This window comes from Aeromonas enterica (assembly GCF_054052465.1).
The window spans coordinates 115,064-136,962 of the sequence record NZ_JBSTYL010000001.1; the positions used below are offsets into that span (position 1 = coordinate 115,064).

General features: G+C 58.2%; 32 protein-coding genes. 8 read left to right on the forward strand and 24 right to left on the reverse strand.

What is annotated here, in order from left to right; genetic code table 11:
- Positions 1-9: 9 nt before the first annotated feature.
- Positions 10-1,062, reverse strand: coding sequence for a phage major capsid protein, P2 family (locus tag ACW5XD_RS00545; RefSeq protein WP_456493147.1), 1,053 nt, complete (start codon positions 1,060-1,062; stop codon positions 10-12).
- Between the two features lie 11 nt (positions 1,063-1,073).
- The gene (locus ACW5XD_RS00550; protein ID WP_456493148.1) at positions 1,074-1,895 is read right to left on the reverse strand and encodes a GPO family capsid scaffolding protein; all 822 of its coding nucleotides are present in this window, start codon (positions 1,893-1,895) and stop codon (positions 1,074-1,076) included.
- A gap of 148 nt (positions 1,896-2,043) precedes the next feature.
- Between ACW5XD_RS00550 and ACW5XD_RS00555 the strand changes: the two genes are divergently transcribed.
- Together ACW5XD_RS00555 and ACW5XD_RS00560 are read left to right on the forward strand one after the other, a co-directional pair.
- The gene (locus ACW5XD_RS00555; protein ID WP_456493149.1) at positions 2,044-3,813 is read left to right on the forward strand and encodes a terminase ATPase subunit family protein; all 1,770 of its coding nucleotides are present in this window, start codon (positions 2,044-2,046) and stop codon (positions 3,811-3,813) included.
- The gene (locus ACW5XD_RS00560; protein ID WP_456493150.1) at positions 3,810-4,874 is read left to right on the forward strand and encodes a phage portal protein; all 1,065 of its coding nucleotides are present in this window, start codon (positions 3,810-3,812) and stop codon (positions 4,872-4,874) included. Before ACW5XD_RS00555 ends, ACW5XD_RS00560 begins: the two co-directional genes overlap by 4 nt.
- A gap of 466 nt (positions 4,875-5,340) precedes the next feature.
- Here ACW5XD_RS00560 and ACW5XD_RS00565 read toward each other — a convergent pair whose 3' ends face one another.
- A complete protein-coding gene (locus tag ACW5XD_RS00565) occupies positions 5,341-5,526 on the reverse strand; it encodes a hypothetical protein (protein ID WP_456493151.1) in 186 nt (61 codons plus the stop codon).
- Positions 5,527-5,734: 208 nt separating this feature from the next.
- On the opposite strand from ACW5XD_RS00565, the gene ACW5XD_RS00570 reads away from it, so the two are divergent.
- Entirely contained in the window at positions 5,735-6,100 is a 366-nt protein-coding gene (locus tag ACW5XD_RS00570) for a helix-turn-helix domain-containing protein (protein ID WP_456493152.1), read from the forward strand.
- 518 nt (positions 6,101-6,618) lie between these two features.
- On the opposite strand, the gene ACW5XD_RS00575 is transcribed toward ACW5XD_RS00570, so the two are convergent.
- From ACW5XD_RS00575 to ACW5XD_RS00675, 21 genes are all read right to left on the reverse strand, one after another.
- Positions 6,619-6,810 carry a DUF3283 family protein gene (locus ACW5XD_RS00575; protein WP_456493153.1) on the reverse strand — a complete coding sequence of 64 codons (192 nt, stop codon included), beginning with the start codon at positions 6,808-6,810 and terminating at the stop codon, positions 6,619-6,621.
- A 91-nt stretch (positions 6,811-6,901) separates the two neighbouring features.
- Positions 6,902-7,195 (reverse strand): hypothetical protein, encoded by a 294-nt coding sequence (locus ACW5XD_RS00580; protein WP_456493154.1) that lies wholly within the window; start codon positions 7,193-7,195, stop codon positions 6,902-6,904.
- A gap of 9 nt (positions 7,196-7,204) precedes the next feature.
- Complete coding sequence (locus ACW5XD_RS00585) at positions 7,205-7,546, reverse strand: hypothetical protein (RefSeq protein WP_456493155.1); 342 nt, start codon at positions 7,544-7,546, stop codon at positions 7,205-7,207.
- Positions 7,543-7,893: a hypothetical protein gene (locus ACW5XD_RS00590; RefSeq protein ID WP_456493156.1), complete on the reverse strand. Its 351-nt coding sequence runs from the start codon at positions 7,891-7,893 to the stop codon at positions 7,543-7,545. The genes ACW5XD_RS00585 and ACW5XD_RS00590 overlap by 4 nt, the downstream gene beginning before the upstream one ends.
- Positions 7,890-8,933 carry a DNA adenine methylase gene (locus ACW5XD_RS00595; protein WP_456493157.1) on the reverse strand — a complete coding sequence of 348 codons (1,044 nt, stop codon included), beginning with the start codon at positions 8,931-8,933 and terminating at the stop codon, positions 7,890-7,892. Before ACW5XD_RS00595 ends, ACW5XD_RS00590 begins: the two co-directional genes overlap by 4 nt.
- 13 nt (positions 8,934-8,946) lie before the next feature.
- Positions 8,947-11,334, reverse strand: a complete 2,388-nt coding sequence (locus ACW5XD_RS00600; RefSeq protein WP_456493158.1) for a replication endonuclease — start codon at positions 11,332-11,334, stop codon at positions 8,947-8,949.
- Positions 11,331-11,774: a hypothetical protein gene (locus tag ACW5XD_RS00605; RefSeq protein ID WP_456493159.1), complete on the reverse strand. Its 444-nt coding sequence runs from the start codon at positions 11,772-11,774 to the stop codon at positions 11,331-11,333. The genes ACW5XD_RS00600 and ACW5XD_RS00605 overlap by 4 nt, the downstream gene beginning before the upstream one ends.
- 131 nt (positions 11,775-11,905) lie before the next feature.
- Complete coding sequence (locus ACW5XD_RS00610; protein WP_456493160.1) at positions 11,906-12,316, reverse strand: hypothetical protein; 411 nt, start codon at positions 12,314-12,316, stop codon at positions 11,906-11,908.
- Positions 12,313-12,534, reverse strand: coding sequence for a hypothetical protein (locus tag ACW5XD_RS00615; RefSeq protein WP_456493161.1), 222 nt, complete (start codon positions 12,532-12,534; stop codon positions 12,313-12,315). The genes ACW5XD_RS00610 and ACW5XD_RS00615 overlap by 4 nt, the downstream gene beginning before the upstream one ends.
- Complete coding sequence (locus ACW5XD_RS00620; RefSeq protein ID WP_456493162.1) at positions 12,531-12,863, reverse strand: hypothetical protein; 333 nt, start codon at positions 12,861-12,863, stop codon at positions 12,531-12,533. Before ACW5XD_RS00620 ends, ACW5XD_RS00615 begins: the two co-directional genes overlap by 4 nt.
- Entirely contained in the window at positions 12,860-13,165 is a 306-nt protein-coding gene (locus ACW5XD_RS00625; protein WP_456493163.1) for a hypothetical protein, read from the reverse strand. Before ACW5XD_RS00625 ends, ACW5XD_RS00620 begins: the two co-directional genes overlap by 4 nt.
- Entirely contained in the window at positions 13,162-13,344 is a 183-nt protein-coding gene (locus tag ACW5XD_RS00630) for a hypothetical protein (protein ID WP_456493164.1), read from the reverse strand. The genes ACW5XD_RS00625 and ACW5XD_RS00630 overlap by 4 nt, the downstream gene beginning before the upstream one ends.
- Positions 13,341-13,517: a hypothetical protein gene (locus tag ACW5XD_RS00635; RefSeq protein ID WP_456493165.1), complete on the reverse strand. Its 177-nt coding sequence runs from the start codon at positions 13,515-13,517 to the stop codon at positions 13,341-13,343. Before ACW5XD_RS00635 ends, ACW5XD_RS00630 begins: the two co-directional genes overlap by 4 nt.
- Positions 13,514-13,975, reverse strand: a complete 462-nt coding sequence (locus ACW5XD_RS00640; RefSeq protein ID WP_456493166.1) for a hypothetical protein — start codon at positions 13,973-13,975, stop codon at positions 13,514-13,516. The genes ACW5XD_RS00635 and ACW5XD_RS00640 overlap by 4 nt, the downstream gene beginning before the upstream one ends.
- Before the next feature lie 141 nt (positions 13,976-14,116).
- Positions 14,117-14,269, reverse strand: coding sequence for a DUF3927 family protein (locus ACW5XD_RS00645; RefSeq protein WP_125598642.1), 153 nt, complete (start codon positions 14,267-14,269; stop codon positions 14,117-14,119).
- Positions 14,262-14,621 (reverse strand): tellurite resistance TerB family protein, encoded by a 360-nt coding sequence (locus ACW5XD_RS00650; protein ID WP_456493167.1) that lies wholly within the window; start codon positions 14,619-14,621, stop codon positions 14,262-14,264. Before ACW5XD_RS00650 ends, ACW5XD_RS00645 begins: the two co-directional genes overlap by 8 nt.
- Before the next feature lie 110 nt (positions 14,622-14,731).
- Entirely contained in the window at positions 14,732-15,136 is a 405-nt protein-coding gene (locus tag ACW5XD_RS00655; protein WP_456493168.1) for a hypothetical protein, read from the reverse strand.
- Positions 15,137-15,229: 93 nt separating this feature from the next.
- Positions 15,230-15,448 (reverse strand): hypothetical protein, encoded by a 219-nt coding sequence (locus tag ACW5XD_RS00660; RefSeq protein ID WP_456493169.1) that lies wholly within the window; start codon positions 15,446-15,448, stop codon positions 15,230-15,232.
- Positions 15,445-15,762 (reverse strand): ogr/Delta-like zinc finger family protein, encoded by a 318-nt coding sequence (locus ACW5XD_RS00665; protein WP_456493170.1) that lies wholly within the window; start codon positions 15,760-15,762, stop codon positions 15,445-15,447. Before ACW5XD_RS00665 ends, ACW5XD_RS00660 begins: the two co-directional genes overlap by 4 nt.
- An 11-nt stretch (positions 15,763-15,773) precedes the next feature.
- Positions 15,774-16,289 (reverse strand): phage regulatory CII family protein, encoded by a 516-nt coding sequence (locus ACW5XD_RS00670; protein ID WP_456493171.1) that lies wholly within the window; start codon positions 16,287-16,289, stop codon positions 15,774-15,776.
- A gap of 33 nt (positions 16,290-16,322) precedes the next feature.
- On the reverse strand, positions 16,323-16,736 hold the full coding sequence (locus ACW5XD_RS00675; RefSeq protein ID WP_456493172.1) for a hypothetical protein: 414 nt from the start codon (positions 16,734-16,736) through the stop codon (positions 16,323-16,325).
- 456 nt (positions 16,737-17,192) lie between these two features.
- Here ACW5XD_RS00675 and ACW5XD_RS00680 point away from each other — a divergent pair, with 456 nt between their 5' ends.
- From ACW5XD_RS00680 to frsA, 5 genes are all read left to right on the forward strand, one after another.
- Positions 17,193-17,648 carry a S24 family peptidase gene (locus ACW5XD_RS00680; RefSeq protein ID WP_456493173.1) on the forward strand — a complete coding sequence of 152 codons (456 nt, stop codon included), beginning with the start codon at positions 17,193-17,195 and terminating at the stop codon, positions 17,646-17,648.
- 19 nt (positions 17,649-17,667) lie between these two features.
- On the forward strand, positions 17,668-18,843 hold the full coding sequence (locus ACW5XD_RS00685) for a DUF4875 domain-containing protein (RefSeq protein ID WP_456493174.1): 1,176 nt from the start codon (positions 17,668-17,670) through the stop codon (positions 18,841-18,843).
- Positions 18,840-19,886, forward strand: coding sequence for a phage integrase (locus ACW5XD_RS00690; RefSeq protein WP_456493175.1), 1,047 nt, complete (start codon positions 18,840-18,842; stop codon positions 19,884-19,886). Before ACW5XD_RS00685 ends, ACW5XD_RS00690 begins: the two co-directional genes overlap by 4 nt.
- 109 nt (positions 19,887-19,995) lie before the next feature.
- Positions 19,996-20,463, forward strand: a complete 468-nt coding sequence (gene gpt, locus ACW5XD_RS00695; protein WP_042866764.1) for a xanthine phosphoribosyltransferase — start codon at positions 19,996-19,998, stop codon at positions 20,461-20,463.
- A 119-nt stretch (positions 20,464-20,582) separates the two neighbouring features.
- A complete protein-coding gene (frsA, locus tag ACW5XD_RS00700; protein WP_456493176.1) occupies positions 20,583-21,851 on the forward strand; it encodes an esterase FrsA in 1,269 nt (422 codons plus the stop codon).
- The last annotated feature ends 48 nt before the right edge of the window (positions 21,852-21,899 follow it).

Sequence of the window (21,899 nt, forward strand, 5' to 3'; positions counted from 1 at the left end):
GTCGCCCCCTTAACCGCCAGCGGCCGGTTTCGGCCCGATGACGATGTTTTCGATCAGGGCGACGCAGTCGTAATCCTCTACCACGTAGGCATCGTTTGAGCTTTCGTAGTTGACGATGCGGTCGCGCTTGGGCTCTTCCTCGATATGGCGGCGGCGGGCGCCTTCCTGCCAGTAGATGGACAGGTTTTCCAGCGTGGTGATGAGCATGGCGTCATCCGGGAAGAAGGGGACGCGCACGGCTTTGAGGCCGCCGATCTGCTTCTGGCTCACCAGCACCTGACCGGCCAGCTTGTCCTGGTTGTTGTCGGCGTTGTTGATGATGGGGAAGTATTTGTCGGCCAGCAGCTTGCGACCGCAGATGACCACCAGATCGGTGTCGTCCTGATACCAGGGGGCGATCGACTCGTTGACGGCATCGAACACCAGGGCGTCGAGGTTGTGGTAGTCCCCTTCTTTGGTGTCTGCATCATTCTTCGGCTGGTAGATGTAGATCTTGCCGGAGCCTTCGGTACCTTCATCCATCACTTTGGCCGGTGCATCCACACGGATGTGTTGCAGCCAGCCGATGTTGACGTCTTCCAGCATGGGGTGGGTGGTGCGGTTGGTGTCCGGCGCCACGCTGGTGCCGTGCCAGCCGATCATGATGCGGTCGAGCCCCTGGCGTTTGAGGATGGCGTCGCGGATACGGGTCTGGAAGTCGGCGAACTTGGCCCAGATATCCAGTTTGTTGTACCCCAGACTGGTGTCGTAGTTGGTCTTTGCGCACTCGTAGTCATGCGGATAGAGGGCGCTCGGGTCATTGGGCTCGCGGTCTTTGTCGCTGGTATTGGTGCGGCCAGCGATGGTGCTGCCGATACCGATACCCACCTTTTGCCCCTTCATTTCGGGTACCGGGATGACGTTGATCATTTGTAGGAATTCGACCGACTCCTGCATTTTGGTTTCCAGGGTCTGCTGGACGCTGGGCTGCACGTTGAACTGCACCATGGCGCTGGTGATGGCGTTGAGTTTGGCCAGTTGGCCGGTGAACGCGTTGAACTTCTGGCGGGTTTCGTTACGCATGGATGGGGTCCTTAGCAGTCGGTTTCGATGGTGGAGCCTTTGTCGCCGGTGGCGGGCTGGCGCTTGTGGCTGAAATCTTCCTGGCCTTCCAGCTTGGCGGTGAGGTCAGCCAGCGCTTTGGCGGTGGCTTCCTGCTGGCTGGTCAGTTCGGTGATGGTGGTGGCCTGTGCGGTGAACTTATTCTGCAGGTCTGCGTCGATGGTGGTCACTTCTTTGGCCACGGCTTCGACGGCCTGATGCACGTCACCGAAATCCGCGGTGGATTGCTTTTTGTGGCTGCTGAACATGGCGGTGATGCGCTCGGCCAGGGTTGGGCCTTTGTCGGCTTCGTCTTCGAATTCGATGACGGTTTCCAGCGCCGCAGTGAACAGGCACTCCTTGTACTGTTTGCGCTCGGCCAGCGGGTTGGCCGAGGCCTTGCTGCAGAACTGGAGCATTTCGGTGCCGAGGCTGGCTGGGCTGTCGGTGACGGCCAGCCCCATCAGGTAGGCGCCTTTCTCGTTCAGGTTGGGGTGGATTTCGACAGAGGTGAACACCTTCTGACGCTTCTTGTTCAGTTCGACCAGTTCCGGGGTCGGGTCGATTTGCACGAACAGGGCCAGGCGCTTTTCACCTTCCATGTCGACCTCTTCGGTCTTGGCGGCGGTGATATCGCCGTACATCTTGAACTGACCGGTCGGGTCATAGCCCCGGATGTGTTCCATATTGACCCGGGCGCCATAGGTGGACTGGTTGTAGCGCTTGGCCATCTGTTCAATCCATTCGCGGGTGATGGTGCGGCCATCGGTCGTGCCCCCTTCGACGGCAACACGGAAAAATTTGGACTTAGCCATGAGCTGGGATCCCTTTGGTGATTGGGTGGTGATGTCGCGGTTATGGTCTGGGTGATAGGCGTGATCGTGCAATCGGCGGCCAGTGTATCCACGGTGGATACACTGGCGCGGGCGTCAGGGTGCTTGTCTTGGTCGGTAGACTGGCGCCATGACTACAGCACCGTTACTTTTCCCCCATATCGAACCCAGACGGCAGGCCATGCACCTGTTCTTTCAGGGCTACCCGCTCCGCGTCATTGCTGAATTGCTGCAAACGCCGGAGGGGACAGTCTCGACCTGGAAGAAGCGCGACGGCTGGGATGACATCAAACCCATAGACCGGGTCGACTTCGCCATTGAGGCGCGGATGTGCCAGTTGATCGCCAAGGATGTGAAGAGCGGCGGCGACTTCAAGGAGATTGACCTGCTGGGCAGGCAGTTGGAGCGGATCGCCCGGGTCAACAAGTACAGCAACGGCGGCAATGAAACCGACCTCAATCCCAAGGTGGCGAACCGCAACAAGGGGCCGAAGAAGGCGCCCGAGCGCAATGTTGTCGAGCCCGAGCAGCAGGAACGGTTAATCGAGCGGTTCGAGTCGACCATGTTTGGCTATCAACGCACCTGGTACGAGGCGGGCAAGCAGCACCGGATCCGCGACCTGCTCAAGTCGCGCCAGATTGGGGCCACTTACTTCTTTGCCTTCGAGGCGTTCATTGATGCCCTGGTAACCGGGCGTAATCAGATTTTCTTGTCGGCCAGCAAGGCGCAGGCCCATGTGTTCAAGCAGTACATCATCCAGTTTGCCAAGGAGGAGGGGGTTGAGCTGAAAGGCGACCCCATGGTGCTGCCGAACGGGGCGCACATGTATTTTCTTGGTACCAATGCCCGCACCGCCCAGAGCTACCACGGCAACATCTACATGGATGAGTATTTCTGGATCCATGGCTTTCTTGAGTTCCGCAAGGTGGCCTCTGGCATGGCGATGCACAAGAAGTGGCGCCAGACCTACATTTCCACCCCTTCCAGCCTTTCTCATCCAGCCTATGCGTTCTGGTCTGGTGCCAACTTCAACCGGGGAAAGGCCAAGGCCGACCGGGTCGAGATTGACCTGAGCCACACCAATCTGGCCGGCGGCAAGCTGTGCGCCGATGGCCAGTGGAGGCAGATTGTCACGGTTGAGGATGCGGTGCGCGGTGGCTGCGATCTGTTCGACCTGGATCAGTTGCGCAGCGAGTATTCGGAGGATGAATATCGCAACCTGCTGATGTGCGAATTCATGGACGACACGGCCAGTGTGTTCCCACTCGCCACCCTGCAACGTTGCATGGTTGACAGTTGGGAGTTGTGGGATGACTACAAACCTCATGCCTTGCGTCCACTTGGCAACCGAGCGGTATGGATCGGTTATGACCCTGCCAAGGGCGGCAAGGGGGATAGCGCCGGCTGCGCAGTGCTGGCCCCGCCAGCGGTACCCGGTGGCAAGTTCCGAGTGCTGGAGCGGCATCGTTGGCATGGGATGGACTTTGATGCGCAGGCTAAGGCTATCCGGGCCATGTGCGATCGCTACAACGTTACCTATATCGGCATCGACTCGACTGGGATCGGGGAGGGCGTGCTGCAATTGGTGCGGCAGTTCTATCCCGCCGTGACGGCAATTCAGTACAGCGCCAACGTAAAAATGCAGATGGTGATGAAGGCGCAGGACGTGATGAACAAGGGGCGGCTGGAGTTTGACAGCGGTTTTACTGACTTGGCCCAAGCGTTTATGAGTATCCGTCGAGGGTTAACGGCTAGCGGCAAGATGCCGACCTTTGAAGCCAGCCGCTCCGAGGAGATCAGCCACGCAGATATTGCCTGGGCAACGATGCAGGCCCTTTTACATGAGCCGCTGGCAGGTGCCAACGGTACCAATACCAGCATGATGGAGATTTTCGAATGAGAAAGCGCCGCAACCCGCGCACTACCCAGCCGGTAACGGCGACCCAGCAATCCGGTGGCGAGGCCATCGAGGCGTTCAGCTTTGGCGAGCCGGTGCCGGTCTTATCGCAGCGGGAGGTGTTCGACTACTTGGAAGCGATGCACAACGGCCGCTGGTATGAGCCGCCGCTGTCCCTCAATGGGCTTTCGCGTGTCTATCGGGCCGGGGTACACCATGCCTCGGCCATTCAGGTGAAGCGCAATATCTTGCGATCCTGCTTCATCCCTCATCCGAAACTGAGTCTGGCGGGCTTCACCGGGCTGGCGCTGGACTATCTGATTTTTGGCAACGGCTACCTGCAGGCGGTGCAGAACCGGATCGGCGGGGTGCTGCGCTATGACCATCTGCGCGCCAAGTACACCCGGCGTGGGCTGGATATGGCCACCTATTGGTGGATTGCCCAGCCAGGGCAGGAGCAGGAGCTGCCCGCTGGTCGGGTTGGCCATGTGATGGAGAGCGACATCAATCAGGAGATCTACGGCATCCCTGACTATGTGGGCGGGCTGAATTCGACCTTGCTGAACGAGTCGGCCACCCTGTTCCGTCGCCGCTACTATGAGAACGGCAGTCATGCCGGCTTCATCATGCACATCACTGACGCGGTGCAGAACGAGGGGGACATCGCCAAGCTCAAGGAGGCGCTGCGCCAGAGCAAGGGCCCCGGCAACTTCCGTAACCTGCTGCTCTACACGCCGGGCGGCAGCAAGGACGGGGTCAAGCTGATCCCGGTGGCCGAGGTAGCGGCCAAGGATGACTTCCTGAGCATCAAGAACGTGAGCCGGGATGACCAACTGGCCACTCATCGGGTACCGCCTCAGTTGATGGGGGTGATGCCGAACAGCACTGGCGGGTTTGGCAATGTGACGGAGGCCGCTCAGGTGTTCGACGTCAACGAGATCGACAGCATCAAGGCCAGCCTGCTGGCGATGAACGACTGGGCAGGGGAAGAGATCATCCGGTTCAATCCGTACAAGCTCGCCGCCGGTACCGAGCCGGCCAGCCAGGGCGATCAGCTGCGCTGACCCGGCCAGCGTATCCCAACCACCCCGCCATCAGGCGGGGTTTTCTTTTGCCCGGTCACTGGTCAGGCAGCGCCTGACCTGCCAAGGTCCTGGCCTTGCCGCAGTTACCCCTAGCATGCGCGCACCATCGGCCCGCTGTGCGATCGCCCCTTAAACCCACGCGGCCATAAGGCCGGATCCTGCGAGTGCTCCCTGCGCTCGCTGGCGTGTCCTGCTGGGGGGTTGGGACCCTGCCGCGCAGCGAGAGCGCGCCGCAAGACCCCGCCTCGCCTGCGCGCTTCATGTGTGGAAAATCATGCGGGTGAAAGACTGTGGCCGAGTGGCGGCTCCTCGCGCCAGCACTGGGCGCGCATGGCTCACCAGATCCTTTTTACGATCTTTCACTTTCCGTCAGATCCTTTCACTTGTGAGCCCCGTAAAAAGCAACGGGAGCCAGTGGCCCCCGTTGTTCAAGTTATGCACAGAATCAGTTGGTAACTGTGTTGGCAAGGTGTGTTGTCTTCTGCTCCAAGTCGGCTTTGGCCCCTGCCCAGGTCAGGGTCTGGATGATGGATTCCAGGTGGCCGTGCTGCGCAGGGTTACTCGATTCCGTGATCATCGCCGATACGTGGTAGATGTTCTCAAAGACGATGGCGGATGTTGGTGCTTGCATAGTTTTTTGCTCCCGATTGATGTTAGTCCCGTGGCTTATCGTTGCGCACTGGTTTGGCCAGTCCATTTTATTCAGGACGGCATTGCATATCTCAGCGATCAGCGACTAGCTTTTGCATAAATGAGTGTTTTTTACTGTCACTTCTGACAGGTGCAGTTCACATAAAAACCAGAGCGCGGGCGGTCCAGTATGTTGGAGACAGCCCAGGATGAAGCGAAAAAGACCGTTACCAGTTATCGCTCGGCAGTACCTCCTTGATTCCAAGGCCAGACTGCGGACGTTGCTCGACAATTCCCACCTCACATACTCAGATGCGGCCCGCTTGATTGGCGTCAATCCCAGCACGGTATCGCGCTGGGTTGATGATGAGCATGGCGGATTCATCAACCTGGAAGACGCCGTTCTGCTGTGCCTGCACCTCGGGATCAGCGTTCAGCAGATGCTGCCAGCACCGGCTTGGCTTTCGCTGTCGGAATCCAGGCATGACCAGCGGGCGATATTTCTCAGCATGAGCGATGCTGAAATTGATTGGCTGCTGTCGGTGTGGTCTGGTGCTGTAAAGATTTACCGCTGATACACTTATATTTCTAACAGACAAAATGATTCCCTCCTGCATGACCGGATTTTTGTTTTCATCTTCAAGTTTTGCCGCATCTTATGCGCCGTGAATATTGTCAGTCAATGCATTTTGTTAGGTATTTTTTTAAGAATGTTTAAGCCTTCCTAAATATTTAAGCCATAAGCAAACAATAGTATCGAGTCATTGTCTTAGCCTGACAACATCCTAACCCACCAGTGAATCCGTGTCCTTCGTGGACATTGACAATTTTCCTATGGCACGACATGCAGTCATGCTTACCCCTTTAGGATGGCACGGCTTCAATGTTTATATGCAGGTATATAAGCAACCCCGCACCACCCAAAATAATATTACTTCAATATTAAAAAAATATCGTTTTGACATCCTAGCCCGACTTCTTACGGCCTTATTTGTACAGGTTGTGTGCATACTATGTACACTTTGTTTATCCCACTCTTAATATATTAAAAAGCCCCTGCATGAGGGGCTTTAAACTGATTGGCAATCGGTGGTTATGGCTTTGTCCGGTACTTGACCAGCGCCTTGGTGAAAACCTCAAGCTGATGGCCGGTGAAAGCTGAACTGTCCAGCTCTGCCGTGGCCAGCTTGCCGTTGCGTTCCTTCCACACCGCGTAGGCGGCGGCTTTGTCGACTTCGATCAGGGCCTTTTCTTCTGGCGGCAGGTCACACAGGTTAAAACTCATTGGGTACCTCGCTTTGTTGTGCTGACATGGTAATCGCTGCAATGTGTCCGGTCACGTTTTGGGTTTTGTGACCGGACACATCTAGCGTTTTTTAAGGTAATGGCACCAACTGACAGGTTTCCCGGTGTAACCACTGCGTCCTGCCGGTACGGAGTTTTCTGATCCACAGCCATTCCGGCTTTTTAAGGTGTTCTGGCAGGGGCTCGACTTCCTTTTTATACCCGTCAAAAGCGATGACCTTCTCCGGTTTTTCCAGTATCACGGCCACGAATTCGACCTGGGCAAAGGTGATCAGGCTGCCGTCGATGTCTTCGACCGACTCGGCTGGGCGGATCACCCGGTAGCGCCCGCCGACGGCGGGCTCAACTTGTAGCATCTGTTGCATGTTGCCTCCTTATAGAGCGAGAGCCTTGTCGCCCTGGGTGTGCCAGCACTCAGGCTGCCCTTTGAATGCTCCGCCGCATCCAGCAGGCAGAGCACATTCACAGTTCGGGCAGGTCTGCGTGGCCAGCTCTGCTTGTTGCTGCTGCCAGTGTTCCCAGTCACGGCGCAGCAGGGTACTGATGTACTCGTCGGCGCTGTAGGGTTCACCGGATCCGGCTCGGGCACTGCGCAGGGTTTCCAGTTGTTCGCGTTCGCGGATGGAGAGCCGCACCTCAACCCGCTGGATACCGAGCGCAGCGTCTCTTGATCGCTGCGCCTGCTTTCTGGATTTCGCGTCCTTTGGTTTGCTCATCTTGTGATCCCTTTGGCAAACGCACCCTGCCGCGCCCGGGTGTCCTTCCATACCTGCTTGGCGGTGGGGCCAGTGGGTAGCACCCGCTTGGCCTTCACCGGTGGGGTGAGGGTATCGAGCTCGCCCAGGTAGAAGGGGAACCAGGCATCTTTGAAGCAGATGACCCGTTCCATCCGGTCGAGCAACTGATCGCAGATGTGGCGGTCGGCGGCCGGCAGGCCATTGAGTTCGCGAGCGATGGCCTTGCGGCCCGCCGATCCCGGCGGGTGCTGCTGGATGATGGGCCAGTGCCGCAGGCAATGCGGTTGCAGGCGTTCGACGTCGGCGCGGGTGATGGTGTCAGTCATGCCGCCACCTCATTACTTTGTTCAACATTGAACAAGTGCCCGTATTTTCTTGTTATGTGTTCCCTTGAAACACCTGCCACGGCTGCCACGGCCTTTTTTGTTACCTTAGATCCCAGGCCCTCAAGATGTGCTATCGCGGCGCTGATTTTTGCCTCGGTGCCCTGCTGACGAATGTGATGTGTGACATATGCCCCGCGTGATGTGTGACCTATGTCTATCGCCCCATGTTCCAGCGCTACCTGGCATTGAGGATTCAACCATAGGCACTCAGTTTTTATCCCTGTACCAGCACCAGCACTGATCCGGGACTGCTTTGTCTCGCAGTGCCACCCGGTCAGCATGTCGCTGTATAGCTCGGAGGCGTAGCCACTCAAGGCAACCATTCCCTGAACGCCCAGCAGCTGTTGTAGGAGCTCTACGTGCTGCGGCTTGGTCAACTCATGGCGGTAGACGTGCCCAGAGCTGCCGATACGCCTGGTTTCCATCATGTAAGGAGGATCGACATAGAATAGCGTCCGATCCGTATCGTGAGAGGCTATGCACTGGGCAGCAGGGCGATTCTCGATGTTTACCCCGCGTAGACGCTGGGCGACCCATGTCAGCACCGCCGGGTATTTCACCCACACATCGGCACTTGTGGCATGTTTGCGGCGGGCCTCGCAGCGAAACCCCGTTTTGTGGCCCGTTGCCGCCCCACTGCCGAACCCCATGGCACTCCTGACGATAGTGCGGCGGGCTCGCTCGATGGGGTCGGTGGTGTGCTGGTACGCCAGTTGGAACTCGTCACGGCTGTACGGCGTCAGTTCGCACAGCTCACGCAAACGGGCGGCTGCCCTCTCGTCGCGCAGCACCTGGAACAGGTTGAATATGTCTTGGTCGAGATCGTTGTAAACCTCGCCATGGCTGCGAGGCTTGCGTAGCAGGACTGAGGCAGCTCCGCCGAATGGTTCAACATAGATCTCGTGCTTGGGGAAGAAGCCGTAGAGCCAAGAGGAGAGGCGAAATTTACCGCCGTGATAACGCAAAACAGGAGTATGCATTTTTCTGACTTCCTTATTCCACGCCCAGGCGCGCCCGCGCCTTGGCAATCTCCGCCTGATGGCGGTCGTTGTCGGCTCGCATGCTCGAGACGCGGGCCTGCTCCTGTTCGCTGGGCTGATAGCTGCCCCGGTCTTCTTCGTCATCCAGCAGGCGGGTGAAGATGGCGATCGCCTCTTCGGCCTGCGCCAGCGGCATGGCGGCCAGCCAGTCGGTGACGCTACCGCTGGTGTGGATCAGCTCGCGGGCCTGTCCTTCCAGCTCGGTGCTGCTGGCGGCGCGGTTGCGGGCCCGTTCGGCCTCTACCTCGGCGGTCAGCTGATTGGCGACCGCATCGCCAGCACCAGGCCAGCGACGGGTCACAATCAGCCGATCACCGACTAGGCGCACGTACTGACCACCGGCATTGATGATGCTGCCGTGTTGCAGCAGGGCGGCGTTGCTTGCATCAAGACCCATACGGCTCAACTCCTTAGCCAGAGTGGATCCTTTAACCCCTGATTCGGATCCTTCCGTACAGTTATTGACAGAACTCCAAGGGGCGCAGCTGCCGCTGCTCAAGGGCAACTCGCTGCGCTCGCCCACTGCATGCTCGCGCTGCTCGCCCAAACCCTGCACCGCTGCCCCCTTGCGCACAATCTGCCAGCCTTCGGTGCGGGTTACGGCCGTGGTCATGCCTACGTCGGTGATCAGTCCCAGCAGCTTGATCACATCCTCGCCGTATTTGTTGGCGGCTTCGTCCAGGCGCTTGGAGAGGCGGATCAGGTGCTCTTTGCGGGGCGTCTCGATACCGCCCATGGCGGCAATGAAGTCGCCCCAGCGGTTGTTGTCAGCAGCGTGGCGAGCGGCTTCAAGGATGCAATCCCACTCGATCACCTCGTCACCCAGGCGGCGCAGCTCGCGCCACACACTCACGGCAGGGCCGCCGATCTGCTGAAACTGGCGGATGCGCCAGCAGCTGGCCCAAGCGGCCACGGCGATGGTGGTGTGGTCAACGGGGGCCTCGGCCTCGTAATCCATCCCCACGGCATGGCCGTCGATGTTCTTGGCGATATATTTGGCGATGTAGCCGGTGGCGCTGCCCTTGGTCGGGTCTATCTCTTTCCAGTTCACCCTGGGGTTGATGGCCTTGATGGTCTGCTTGTCAGTGATGTCGAGCAGGCTCTTGATGTGCGGCAACTTGTTACGGATGCGCGACTGGGCCAACGCGTTCAGCTCGGCACCGTTGGGCATTTTCAGCTCGTCCCGTTCGGCGGCGGTGAAGTGGAAGGCCAGCAGGGTCAGAAAGACGTGCTGATGTTCCGGGTTGATGAACAGCAGGCAGTGCCAGTGCGGGGTGGCGTCGTGGTGCGGCTCCACTACCCGAAAGCCAAAGGCCCCGACCTTTTCCCGCGCCAGCGCGGCACGAAAGCGGGCCCACTGTTTGCACAGCAGGCGGTTTGTCTCGGTCGGGGTCGCGTTGTTGAAGTCTTCGTTCTGGTAGGTCTTGGCCTTGTCTTGTTTGCCCACCCGCCAAGCGTGATAGCTGGATGGGGCGGTCAAGGTCAGGAAGAGGCCCAGCTTGCCCTGTTCCTGCGCCATGTCTTCAAAGCCGCGCATGCGCACCATCAGCTCATGACGGCGGATCTCGGGGTTGGCCACGGATGCCATGATGGCGTCAGTCAGATCGATCTCTTGCCCCAGCGCCTCGTTGACGGCGCTCATGCTCTCCATCCATGCCCGCTGGGCCGCTTTGCGCTGGGTGAACTCGCGCACGGCGTGGGCGCTGGCGTAGGGGCTGACCCCCTTGCGCACCTGGCCGGTGAGGATGGCGATCAGCTCGCAATAGATGGCCCAGGCGCGGTTAATCTTGCGCAGCCACCAGGACTCATCGAGCAGGCGCACCAGCAGGCTGGCGGCATCGCCCTCGAACTTGTCTACGGCAGGGGCCAGATTGGCCCGCTCTGCGTCGGTCAGCGGTCTTTCCAGCAGGCGCTCGGCGCGGGTGCGTGGATGAACCGGCAAAGTAGGACAGAAGTGCCAAGCCTGCGCCTGCGCGCCAAGGTCAGCCAGCAGCTCGGTGGCGGTGCGCTCGTTGGCGCCGGTGGTCAGCAGTTGCTGGCAGCGGCGGGCCCACTCGGCGGCGACCAGTTCGCGGCGCATGTCGTTGCGCAGGTCGACCACCGGGATCGGGAACCGGCTTTGCGCAGCGGCGCACACGTCAACGATGCGGCGCAGCCAGACATTGGCGGTTTTCGGGTTGGCGGGGTAGCGGTGCAGGTAGGTCTTGGCCAGCGGCTTGGCAACGTGCCACTCGACGCGGGCCAGTTGCTCGGCAGCGCCGGCCATATTGATGGCATGGTGGCCGACCAGGTAGTGCTGGGGCAGCTGGATGCCCTGCAGGTTGTTGATGGGTTCGTTCATTTGCACACCCCGCATTTGCCATCTGTGTATTCGTTCGGTTGCAGGTAGCGGCCGCAGTGGGTGCAGGTCGGTACCATGTCGATGGTTGCCAGCCGATCAGACCAGCAGGTGGTTTCGCAGAAAAACAGGCTGGTCATGCGGTTGCCAGACAGGATGACCGGGCGCACATGGCGGAACTCGCCGCAGCAGCTGCAGATCATCGAGGGGCGAGCAGCAGGGGCGGCCTTCACCACGGTTTCACTGGCGGCACGGGCCATTGGCCAGCAGCGTTCGACACAATAGGGGTAGGAGCGGCGACCGTGGCGGCCAGCCACCGGCATGCACACCGAGTTCTGGTGGCACTTGGTGCAGGGCTCCAGCGTGACCTGATCGGTGGTGTCGATGCGGAATGCTGGGCGCACCCTGACGTTCTCTAGCCGGTTTACCCACTCGTCAGCCATCCATTCCAGTTTCTCAAGGCTCTGCTGGTCCAAATTCGCCAAGTCGTAGACATGTTGCGATTTTGCTTGGCTGTTTGCAGGGTGCAGGACGCCCAAAGCCGGGGCATGCCCGGCTGTTTTTTGATGGGTCATTAGATGGCGCCCTCTGATGTATTCAGTTGGCGGATGGCCGCAGCGAGATCCCGCAGGTGGTCGGTGCTGACGTAGCGCTTGCCATCAACTTCGATAGTCCCGCTACCTTCACGCTCGAAGGTGGCAACAAGGCTCTCGAGCACGATGGCGCGGGATATATTGGTGTGTTGCCCACTCTTGATCTCTTCAAGGCGCTGATTCATCAGATCTCTATCAACCCAGATAATCAGCCCCTTCGGGCCGGTGTTTGCAAAAATATCCGCTGGGTTGATCGCATCGGTACAGAAGGTTACATCTGAGCCTCTTTTCTTGGCTTTGATGTCCAGCAGTGAATTTTGTAGAACTTGAAACTTGATGTTGTCACTGCCGATAGCTGCCAGCAGGTCAGTGATGCTTACGATGTTGCTCATGCCGCACCCCCGGTATAGAGGGACTGGATTTTGCGTGAAGCCATGCGGGCGGCAGTGCGGGCTTGGCGGCACAAGGTCAGATGGGTTCTTGCCGGAGTACGCTGGCCATGGGGGCCGTCTTTGCGCAGGTCCAGCAGGTCGAGCTGCAGGCCGTGCAGGCTGGCCTCGGCGGACAGCATTTTGGTGACCCACTGGTCAATGATTTGTTGGTGGCTCATTTGATGGTCTCCTCCGGCATGTCGAACAGGTCGTTCACATTGAATGATTCGCTTGTTCTGACCCGGCGAATTTCTTCAATGAACTTCTCGCCGACTTCGAGTTGCGCGAATGCAAAATTGGCCCCTGCCCGCTCTTCGCGGCAGGCAAACAACAAGGAGCGGACGGCATAAACATTCGTGATCGGCTTTTGCTCCTTGCGCAGGGCGATCAGCTGGTTCTGAAACTGGCGAAGGGTTTCTCTCTTTACCTGGAAGATGAGTTTCAGGGCAGCGATATCGGCGCCAAACGCCATTTCAGTGGTGCACTCTTCTTGTTCTGGCGTGGTCATTTGATGGTCTCCCCCAGTCCGTGGAGTGGTTCGCATTCGGCCCACCACTCGGCGATCTCTTTTGCCAGAGCCAACTCGGCACTGCCGACGGCCAGCCAGTACACGGCGCTGATAGCGCCCAGTGCCAACAGCGCCTCGGTGGCATGGTTGAGATGGATGGTGTCAATCCATTCCTTCCTCGCTACGTCCCAGTGCTTGGTCAGTTGGCTGACCGGTGCAGGTGGTTGCATGTGGGCAGGGCCTGACTCACAACCGCCTAGCTCGTCGACCGGCGATTCCAGTTCGAATAGGTCTTGAGTCACTGGGCACCCCCTTCGACTTGGCTGTAATCCGGCTCGTCAATGGCGACATGGCCAGCCTCGACACGGATAGAGATCCCCAGTTCGCCGCAGCAGCAGAGCGGGGCAGTAGGTACCAGGCGAGCTTCGTTCTCGGCTATCCATTGTTTCAGGCAGGCGAGGGTCATGATGGTGTTGCTCATGCGGCTACTCCTTCCAGTACACAGGCACGGCCAGAGGCCAGGGGTTCGATACGGGCGGCGTGTCGCTGGCCTCTGAGCCAGTGGCCGCGCACCTTGATGTAGCCGTGGCGCACCAGGTAGGCGACGGCATCGGCAGGGGATGAGACGGTGTGCTTGCTGGTGATGGCGATCATTGGGCACCGCCTTTCAGTGCATGGGCAAAGGGCGACTGGAACCATGTTTTTGACGCCTCTTCAAAGGCGCGGCGACCATCTGCACGGCCTTGCTCATAAATGCCTTGGTCGATGCCAGGGAACTGCTTGATGGGGTGAACGGCAGCCTCAGTCCAGCCACGGTTAAACCCTTGGGTGTAGGCTGACCCCTTTTGGTTTTCGTGATGGTCTGCGAGCAGGTGCGGCTTGGCTGCCGCCACATCCAGCACTGGCGGACGCTGGCCACCGCGCAGGATTTCGAGGCGCTTGGTCAGCTCGGCGTAGATGTCGAGCAGGCCCAACTCGTCGGCCAGTTCGGCCATGGCTTCGAGGCTGGATTCGACCGCCACGCTGTGGCATGCCCCCAACTGGGGGCGGTGGGTATTTATCAAGGAGTTGGCGACTTTGCGGATCGCCTGTTCTGCTGTACTATTGTTCATGAGTTAACCCTCAGTTTTGTTTGTGAAACCCCGCGGTGTTCCACCACCTTTGCGGGGTTTTTTATTGCCTGCTTTTGGCATCCCTTAACCGCCACTCGTAGCGGCTAAGGGATGGGGCCGATTCCCGTCGGCCCGTTGTCATCACTTCTTCGGTTTCAGCAGCGGCCAGGCGATGGCGATTGCGGCCCCTACCAGCAGCCCATCCGCTGCCATCGACAGAATGCGGGAGCTGAAATCGACCCCCACCGACAGCAGCAGGAAGGCACCGACCAGTAACCAGCGAGGGTTAGGCATAGTCGGCAATCCGCAGGCCCAGACGGTCGGCGACGGTGGTCAGCTCCTTCTGTTCCGCTTCTTCAATCTCGCCATCGGCTTCGGCGATGGTCAGCATGGTGACCAGCACGTCTTCTGCTTCTTGGCGGTTGCCCTTCACCTCTTCGATTTCCCGCAGGATCTCGACACGGGCCACGCGGTAACCAGCTTTCAGGCGCTCGGTGAAGCGGTTGACGGTGTCGGTCAGCTCATGGCCGAACCCTTCGAGCGCCTTGTTGGTGCGCAGCAGGGACTCGATGGTCTTGAGCTCTGCGTCTTCACATTCACCGTCAGCGAAGGCAACCAGCAGGCAGCCGCCCACGGTGGCTTCCATCAGTCGCGGTTTTCGAACTTCTTGATCTCGGCCTTGGCGGCGGACGCTTTCTTGCCAAACATTTTTCCAAACATGGTCATTCCTCAGTTTTGATAGCCCGAAGGCTTTGGTTATTGGCCGTTTCCGGCCACTTTTCTTGCAACCGCAATGCGGCTTTCCAACATGCTGGCCTGCTCGTTGAGCTCGGCCCGGCGCTTGTCTTCGTGTTCTGCCTGTTCCAGCTCGCTGCGGCTTGGTCCGTCAATGCGGCGGGTGGTGCGGTGCCACTCGCGGCGGTGCAGCACCGCCCCGTCGAATTCCCGCAGGGTGCCCAGCAGGTCGCCCAGGGCGAGGCGGATCGCCTCTTGCTGCTCAAAGTCGAACTGGTCCAGCTCCTGCCCGGCTGCGGTGGTTGATACCCCGGCCGCGTAGCAGATGACCGAGCGGGCCCGAGTCGGCAGGCGTGACCAGCGGCTGGCCGCCCCATTGCGGCCGAACTGGGCTCGAACTTCCGCCAGCGCTTCATCAGCAGACATCGGTTGCTGACTACTCAGGCGCTCTGACCAAGAGACGTTTTGCTCTGGTTTAAACGGCAGAACCTGTGCTGTGTTCATGGGGTGGCCCTCCGGTTATGCCTGCAGCAACTGGGTCAGCCAGTGCGGGCGGGGTTGTTGGCGTGGCTGGAAGCGCAGGGCGCCACGGCGGCCCTGGTTGTCTTCCAGATAACTGCCATCAAAGCGGGTGGTGTTGCGCATCACCGGCTCGGCCGGTTCACACACCACGACGGCGCGGTTAAACAGCAGGTGAGGCAGCGGGATCAGCCCCGGCTGCTCGGCGCGAAGTTTCATGCTTCCTCCTTGGTCTTGTTGCGTTCTTCCTCTACCGCTTTGAAGGGGCGGATGGTTGAGCGGATTGGGGCGACATCCTTGAAGTTCACCCCCGGTTCCCAGTGGCGGCCTACGCCATTGAGCTTTGGCAGGTTGATGGCGTGATTTGGGGTGGCGCTGGCGACGTAATACCCCGTCACCTCGACGCCGACCTGAAACACAAACCCGCAATCGTCGTTGTTGCAGCGGCAGCGCAGGATCCCAGTGAGGGGGCTCATGCGGTTGGTGCTGCGAATCGCACTTCGTGAACCACAATGTGGGCACGGAAATCTCATGGTCTGGTCTCCTATGCGCCGAGGGCTGCGCGGGCCATGTCGGCAGCACACGCAAGACCAGGGACGGCTTGAAATTTGTTTTCGACTTCGGTGGCGATCAGCACCAGGTGCTCGATGCCAGCCCAGATGCCGGTGACGACGGTGTTTCTGTGGGATTTGGTGACGCGGTCACCGGCGAGGATGGTGGTCGCCTGGGCAGTGACGCCCATGATCTGGGCGCTGGCGTTGAACGCCTGCTGGGCGCGAGCCTCTGGGGCGGCGGTAGCAGCGGCGGGCAGGCGAACGGCAGTCAGGCCGCAGTCAAACAGCAGGCCATCAAACAGAGTGTCGTCACCGGTGGCACGATAGAGGGCGATCAAGTCTTGGGCGGTCAGGTTGTGCCGCTCACACGCCGGATTGAATTTGTTGTGAAGCACATGGCTGGACATGCCAATGTCTTCTGCCAGCTGGCTGATGTTGTGCGCCTGTTTGAACAGGTCGCAGGCCCCGGCAAAGTGGCTGTGTGAGTGAGTGCGTTGGTTTGACACTTTATCCCCCTGTGCTCAATCGCTACCTTTAGGTCAGGCGGCAGCGCGTTGCGCTGACTTTTTGGTAGCGGCTTTGGCTACGCGATGATTGGAGTTCTCATGAACAAACTTGAAGTAGTTCGACGGCTCCTTGGTCATTTCGCGCCAGCGCTGCAGGTTGACCCACGGCTTGTCGGCAGCACGCAGCTTGGGAACGATGGGCAAGCGGCCATCGCTGATCATGGCTTGCGCGGTGCGCAGCGGCATATCGAACTTGAGTTCGTCACGCAGCATGGTCAGGAAGGCATCGAGCGGGATGGCCGGCAGCATAGAGAGCGCCAGGCGTTGTTTGATGGTTTCCAGCTGGCGCAGCACTTCTGCCAGCGGGTCAACTGGCGGTTGAACGGCGTCACCTATCGGTGCAGCTTGCGCCCCTAAAGGCTGTTTTTCGGTGTCACGTTGCGTCATACTGCGCCCCTATGCGTTTACTTTTCACCTCTACGAACGTTATTGACCAGCCTCGTAAGCAATAGGTCATTAACGTGATCTTGAGGTGACTATATACGCTGGCGCAATAGCGCGCAACCACAGGGCGATAAAAATCACCAAGAGGTTACTTTTGTTATGGAGATCTTGAACGGTACGGCCTTTGATATGCAGGGTTTCGCCAATAGGTTACAGAGCTTGATAGGTAGAGAGAGCGTTAAGTCATTTAGCCGTCGGGCAGGTGTCAGTGATGCTGTTACGCGAAAGTACCTCACTGGCGAGACAATGCCCTCTGTTGGCTTGGTCTCTCAAATCTGTGGCCACGAGCCGCGGTTGTTTCTGTGGCTATGCCTTGGCATCGGCGAGCAGCCCGAGCAAGTAACATTCCTCCCTGAAGTTCCTGCCTATGTGAGAGCAGGGCATGTTGATGACACTGCTGTGTCAGAAGAGTCCATATCCACCTACAGCAGCAAAATGCAGGACTACACCTTGGTCGACTGCTACCAGGTGTTCGCTTCTGCTGGATTCGGAGCAACCGTATCCGATGAGCTGAAAACCGACCCAATGGCGTTTCGCACTGACTGGCTCAAGAAAGAGGGGCTGGCACCGGAACGACTGGCGGTGATCCGTGCCAAGGGCGACAGCATGGAGCCCACCATCAGCAACAACGACATCATCCTGGTGAATCTGTGCAACGGCGAGGCTTTGCGCGATGGCCTCTATGTGCTGCGCATCGGTGACAGCCTGCTGGTCAAGAGGCTGCAATTTGATGTGCTCGGTGGCATCAAGGTGCTCTCTGACAATCCCGACTATGAAACCCAGGTGGTCACCAAAGACCAGCGGGCCGATGTGCATATTGTTGGCCGCGTGGCGTGGGCTGGTAAAAAATTCTGACGAATGCAAGGAGAAGGTAATGCCGCTTATTCAGTGTCCTGATTGCAAAAAAGACATTTCTGATTCAGCCCCGAGTTGCCCGCATTGTGGGCGGCCCAATACTGCGTCTGAGATTACTCAACCACCAATCGAACAGTTGCAAGCCGGGCCACGGAAGGTCAGCATTCCTTTGATGATCGGCATTATTTTGATCCCGTTTGTATCTTCATGGTTCACGCTACGAAAGGGATATAGCACCAAAGCACGGGTTATTTCATTGGGTTGGTTGGCGCTGACTCTCATCATCGGATTTTCTGGTGAGTCAGGTGTGCAGAAGAAAGCCCCAGCGACTACTGCTGCTGAGCAGGTAGATAAGCAGGATAAGCCCGCTGGTTTTGTGAGAGTGATTGGTGAGGCAAAGCCTTACACCATTATTTCAGGAAATATGAAAACGAAGGCTCGCAAAGAAACCTTTTTCGTTGCGGCCCCCCTGGCAGAGACAAAGGGTGACCGAGCGGCAACAGCCAGAAAGGCGGCCAGCGATATCTTTGAAAAGACGGGGATCCCCGTTGTTACCGTATTTGTTGAGTATGACAAGCTGTTTGCAGGCAAAGGCAGCAACCTGGCCAAGGCCACGTATTTTTCAGATGCTTGCAACTTCTCCGGCAGTGACTGCAACGGCATCGTGTGGGATGTAGCTGCATCCAACGTTACGGTCACTGAAAAAGAGTGGGGCGTGTATCGGGACTGGATCAAGAACCGCAGTCGGTACTTGGACAAAAACGGTGATTTGAATGAAGAGAAGTTGAAGGCTTTTCTCGCCAAAAAATACAGTGTCAAACCGGATGATGTTCATCTTCCATATCCCGGCATTGATTACGTTGGTGTGAACCCCTACGAATCAGAGCAGGACAAGCAGGCCGAGAAAGACAAGGCCTTTGCCAAGAAAGCGGTCATCGAGGCGCGAGTGAAGAAGGTCAAGGCTCAGTTCAGCCCATGGGATGGGTCTCACCGTACCCTTGAGAGTGCCATTAAGAAGAGCATGAATGACCCTGACAGCTATGAGCATGTCGAGACAACCTATCGTGACCTCGGTGATTCGCTCATCGTCTCCACCACGTTTCGCGGTAAAAACGGATTTGGTGGTGTGGTTAAAAACACGGTCGTGGCTCAGGTAGATCTTGATGGGAACATCATGGAAATCATATCTGAATGACCGTTCGTAAACTTGACGACGGCAAGCCGCGCCTCTGGCTTGCCGAAGTCTATCCCCAAGGCCGTGATGGCCCTCGCAAGCGCAAGCGGTTCGCCACCAAGGGCGAGGCGCAGGTCTGGGAAAAGTGGTTGCTTGAAGAGAGCAACAGCAACCCTTGGCTGACGACCAATAAGGTCGCGGAAGATAAGCGCCATCTATCAGACGTCATCGAGCAGTGGTATCGCCTGCATGGGCAAACGTTGGCCGCAGCCACACAGGTTCATCGCAAACTGACCTTGATGGCCGAGGCTATGGGGAACCCGCTGGCGGTAGAGTTCAGCAAGAACCATTTCGCTGCATATCGTGAAGGGCGCTTGAGTGGACAGATCATCTTCCCTGGCCGGTGCTGGGATAGAGCCGCTGGAGTGGTGACGATCAACAACGAGCAGCGTTTGCTCCACGCCGTTTTTGGCGAATTGATCCGGCTGGAAGAGTGGCCATATCCCCACCCGCTGGTTGGGTTGCGGCTGTTCAAGACACAAGAAAGTGAGATGTCTTATCTCACCAAGAGTGAAATCGACCTGTTACTCAAGTCGTGCGCCAACTCCCGCGTGCCGGACCTGACCATGGTGGTAAAGCTCTGCCTATCGACCGGGGCCCGATGGTCCGAAGTTCAAGGGTTAACTCGCGCCCAGGTGAGCAAATACCGGCTGACGTTCACCCAGACCAAGAGCAAGCGCAATAGGTCAGTCCCTATCTCGCCCGAGTTATATGGGCAGATCCCCAAGCAGGCGCGGGTCGATGGGAAATTGTTCCCGCCATGCTATGACGCATTTGAATATGCTGCCGAAAAATCAGGCGTTACCCTGCCAACTGGTCAACTTTCTCATGTGTTGAGGCATACGTTTGCCAGCCATTTTATGATGAATGGTGGTAACATCCTCGTCCTACAGCGCATCCTCGGTCACAGCTCCATTACGATGACCATGAGATACGCCCATTTTGCCCCCGAACACCTCGATGACGCAGTCAGACTTAACCCCCTGACTAACCCATTTTCATAGGTAAAAAATGGCGGCGAAATGGCGGCAGAATTCCGTATGCATTGCACTTTACCGCGCAGCGTTGCGCACTAACCCTTTGTTTTAACTGTAAGCTATTGAGTTATTTACTATGCCTAAAAAATTCTACGTCTCATGGGATAACCTGCAACGTGAAGCGCGCCGTCTGGCCCGTCGTCAACTGCCTGTCAGCCAGTGGAAAGGGATCATAGCTGTCAGCCGTGGTGGTCTGGTTCCGGCCGCGCTGATGGCTCGCGAACTTGGCATCCGTAATGTCGAAACCCTGTGCATCTCCAGCTACGACCACAACAGCCAGCGCGAGCTGGTGGTCGTCAAAGCGGCGACCACGGCCGGTGATGGTGAAGGTTGGCTGGTGGTGGAAGATCTGGTGGACACAGGTACTACCGCCAAGGCGATCCGCGAGCTCTATCCCAAAGCCAAGTTCATCGCCATCTTCGCCAAGCCCATGGGTGAGCAGCTGCTGGATGACTTCGAAGTCGCCATCCCGCAGGACACCTGGATCGAACAGCCCTGGGACATGGCGCTGGAGTTTGCCCAGCCTATCTGCGACGAAGAGTAAGCGCTGAATCAGCTTCACAGGGCTCCTATATGGAGCCCTGTTTTTTTGTGGTGCAACTGGCTGCCGGGCGGAAAAAATGGTTAAGATGGAGCCATTGCCTGACAGTATGAGTAATTACTTTGGACTTGAACGACGACCTTAACCTGACCGAGAAGCTTTTTACCCGGGTCAAGAAGGTGCTGGAGACCTCCGAGATCTCCAACAGCAGCCCGGTGGAAGAGCAAGATGCCAATCTGGACGAGACCTTTATCGATGGCTCTATGTCGTCGCGCTGGTATCGTTTGCTGCGCCGGCCGACCTGGGCCTGGCAGGGGGCGGATCCGGTCGAGGTGGAACAGACGCTGGCCTGCATCGCCATGGGACAAGGGGAACGCACCCACGAGCGTTACCTGGATACCATCAAGGGTTATGTGTCCGGCAACTGGGTCTATGAGTGGAGCCAGCTGGCCGGCCGTTACTTCAACCAGGGCCGTGCGCTGGTGGAGCAGGGTAACTCGGCGGCAGCCCTGAAAGATCTGCTCAGGGCGGTGCGTTACTACTCCATCGCCAGTTACCCCCATCTGAAGAATGACGAGCTGGCGGATCAGGCCCAGTTGCTCGGCAACATGGCCTACCGCGAGGCGGGCCGCCTGTTCAAGGTCCCCCTCAAAGAGATACAGGTGCCATTTCGTGGCAAGCATATTCAGGGCTATCTGCATCTGCCGACCACGGACAAGCCGGTACCCCTGGTCATCGTCAGCGGCGGCATCGACTCGCTGCAGGTCGATTTCCTCAACCTCTATCTCAAATGCCTGGAACCCAACGGCATCGGCATGTTGTCGCTGGATATGCCGGGCATCGGCTATGCCGAGCACTGGCCGCTGGTACAAGACACCAGTCGGCTGCATCAGGCTGTACTGAACCACCTGTCAGAGGTGGCCTGGGTCGATCACCAGCGCATCGCCATGGTGGGTTTTCGTCTGGCGGGCAATGTGGCGGCGCGGCTGGCCTTCATCGAGCCATTCAAGCTCAGGACCGTGGTCTGCATAGGGGCGGGTGTCAATCAGGTGTTCACCAATCAGGAGATGTTTGCCCGCTGCCCGCGCATGATGCGCGACGGACTGGCGAATCGCCTGGGGGCCGACGCGGCCCAGTGGGAGTCGCTGCGCACCAAATGCCAGGTTTTTTCCCTCAAGACGCAAGGATTGCTGGGGACTCGCACCTCCGTGCCGATATTAAGTATCGGGCACAAGAAAGATTTTATTTGTCCCGAGTCGGATGTACGGGCATTGGCGTCCGCCAGCCGCAATGGCAAGGCGGTGGTGTTCGACAAGCAACCCTTGCTGGAGGTGTACGACGAGGCGTTGAAAGAGATGGTAGACTGGCTTAAAAAACATCTATGTACATGATATAGCGCTAAAAAATAGCATCATCCCAGGATGATATGGCTTGTTCAA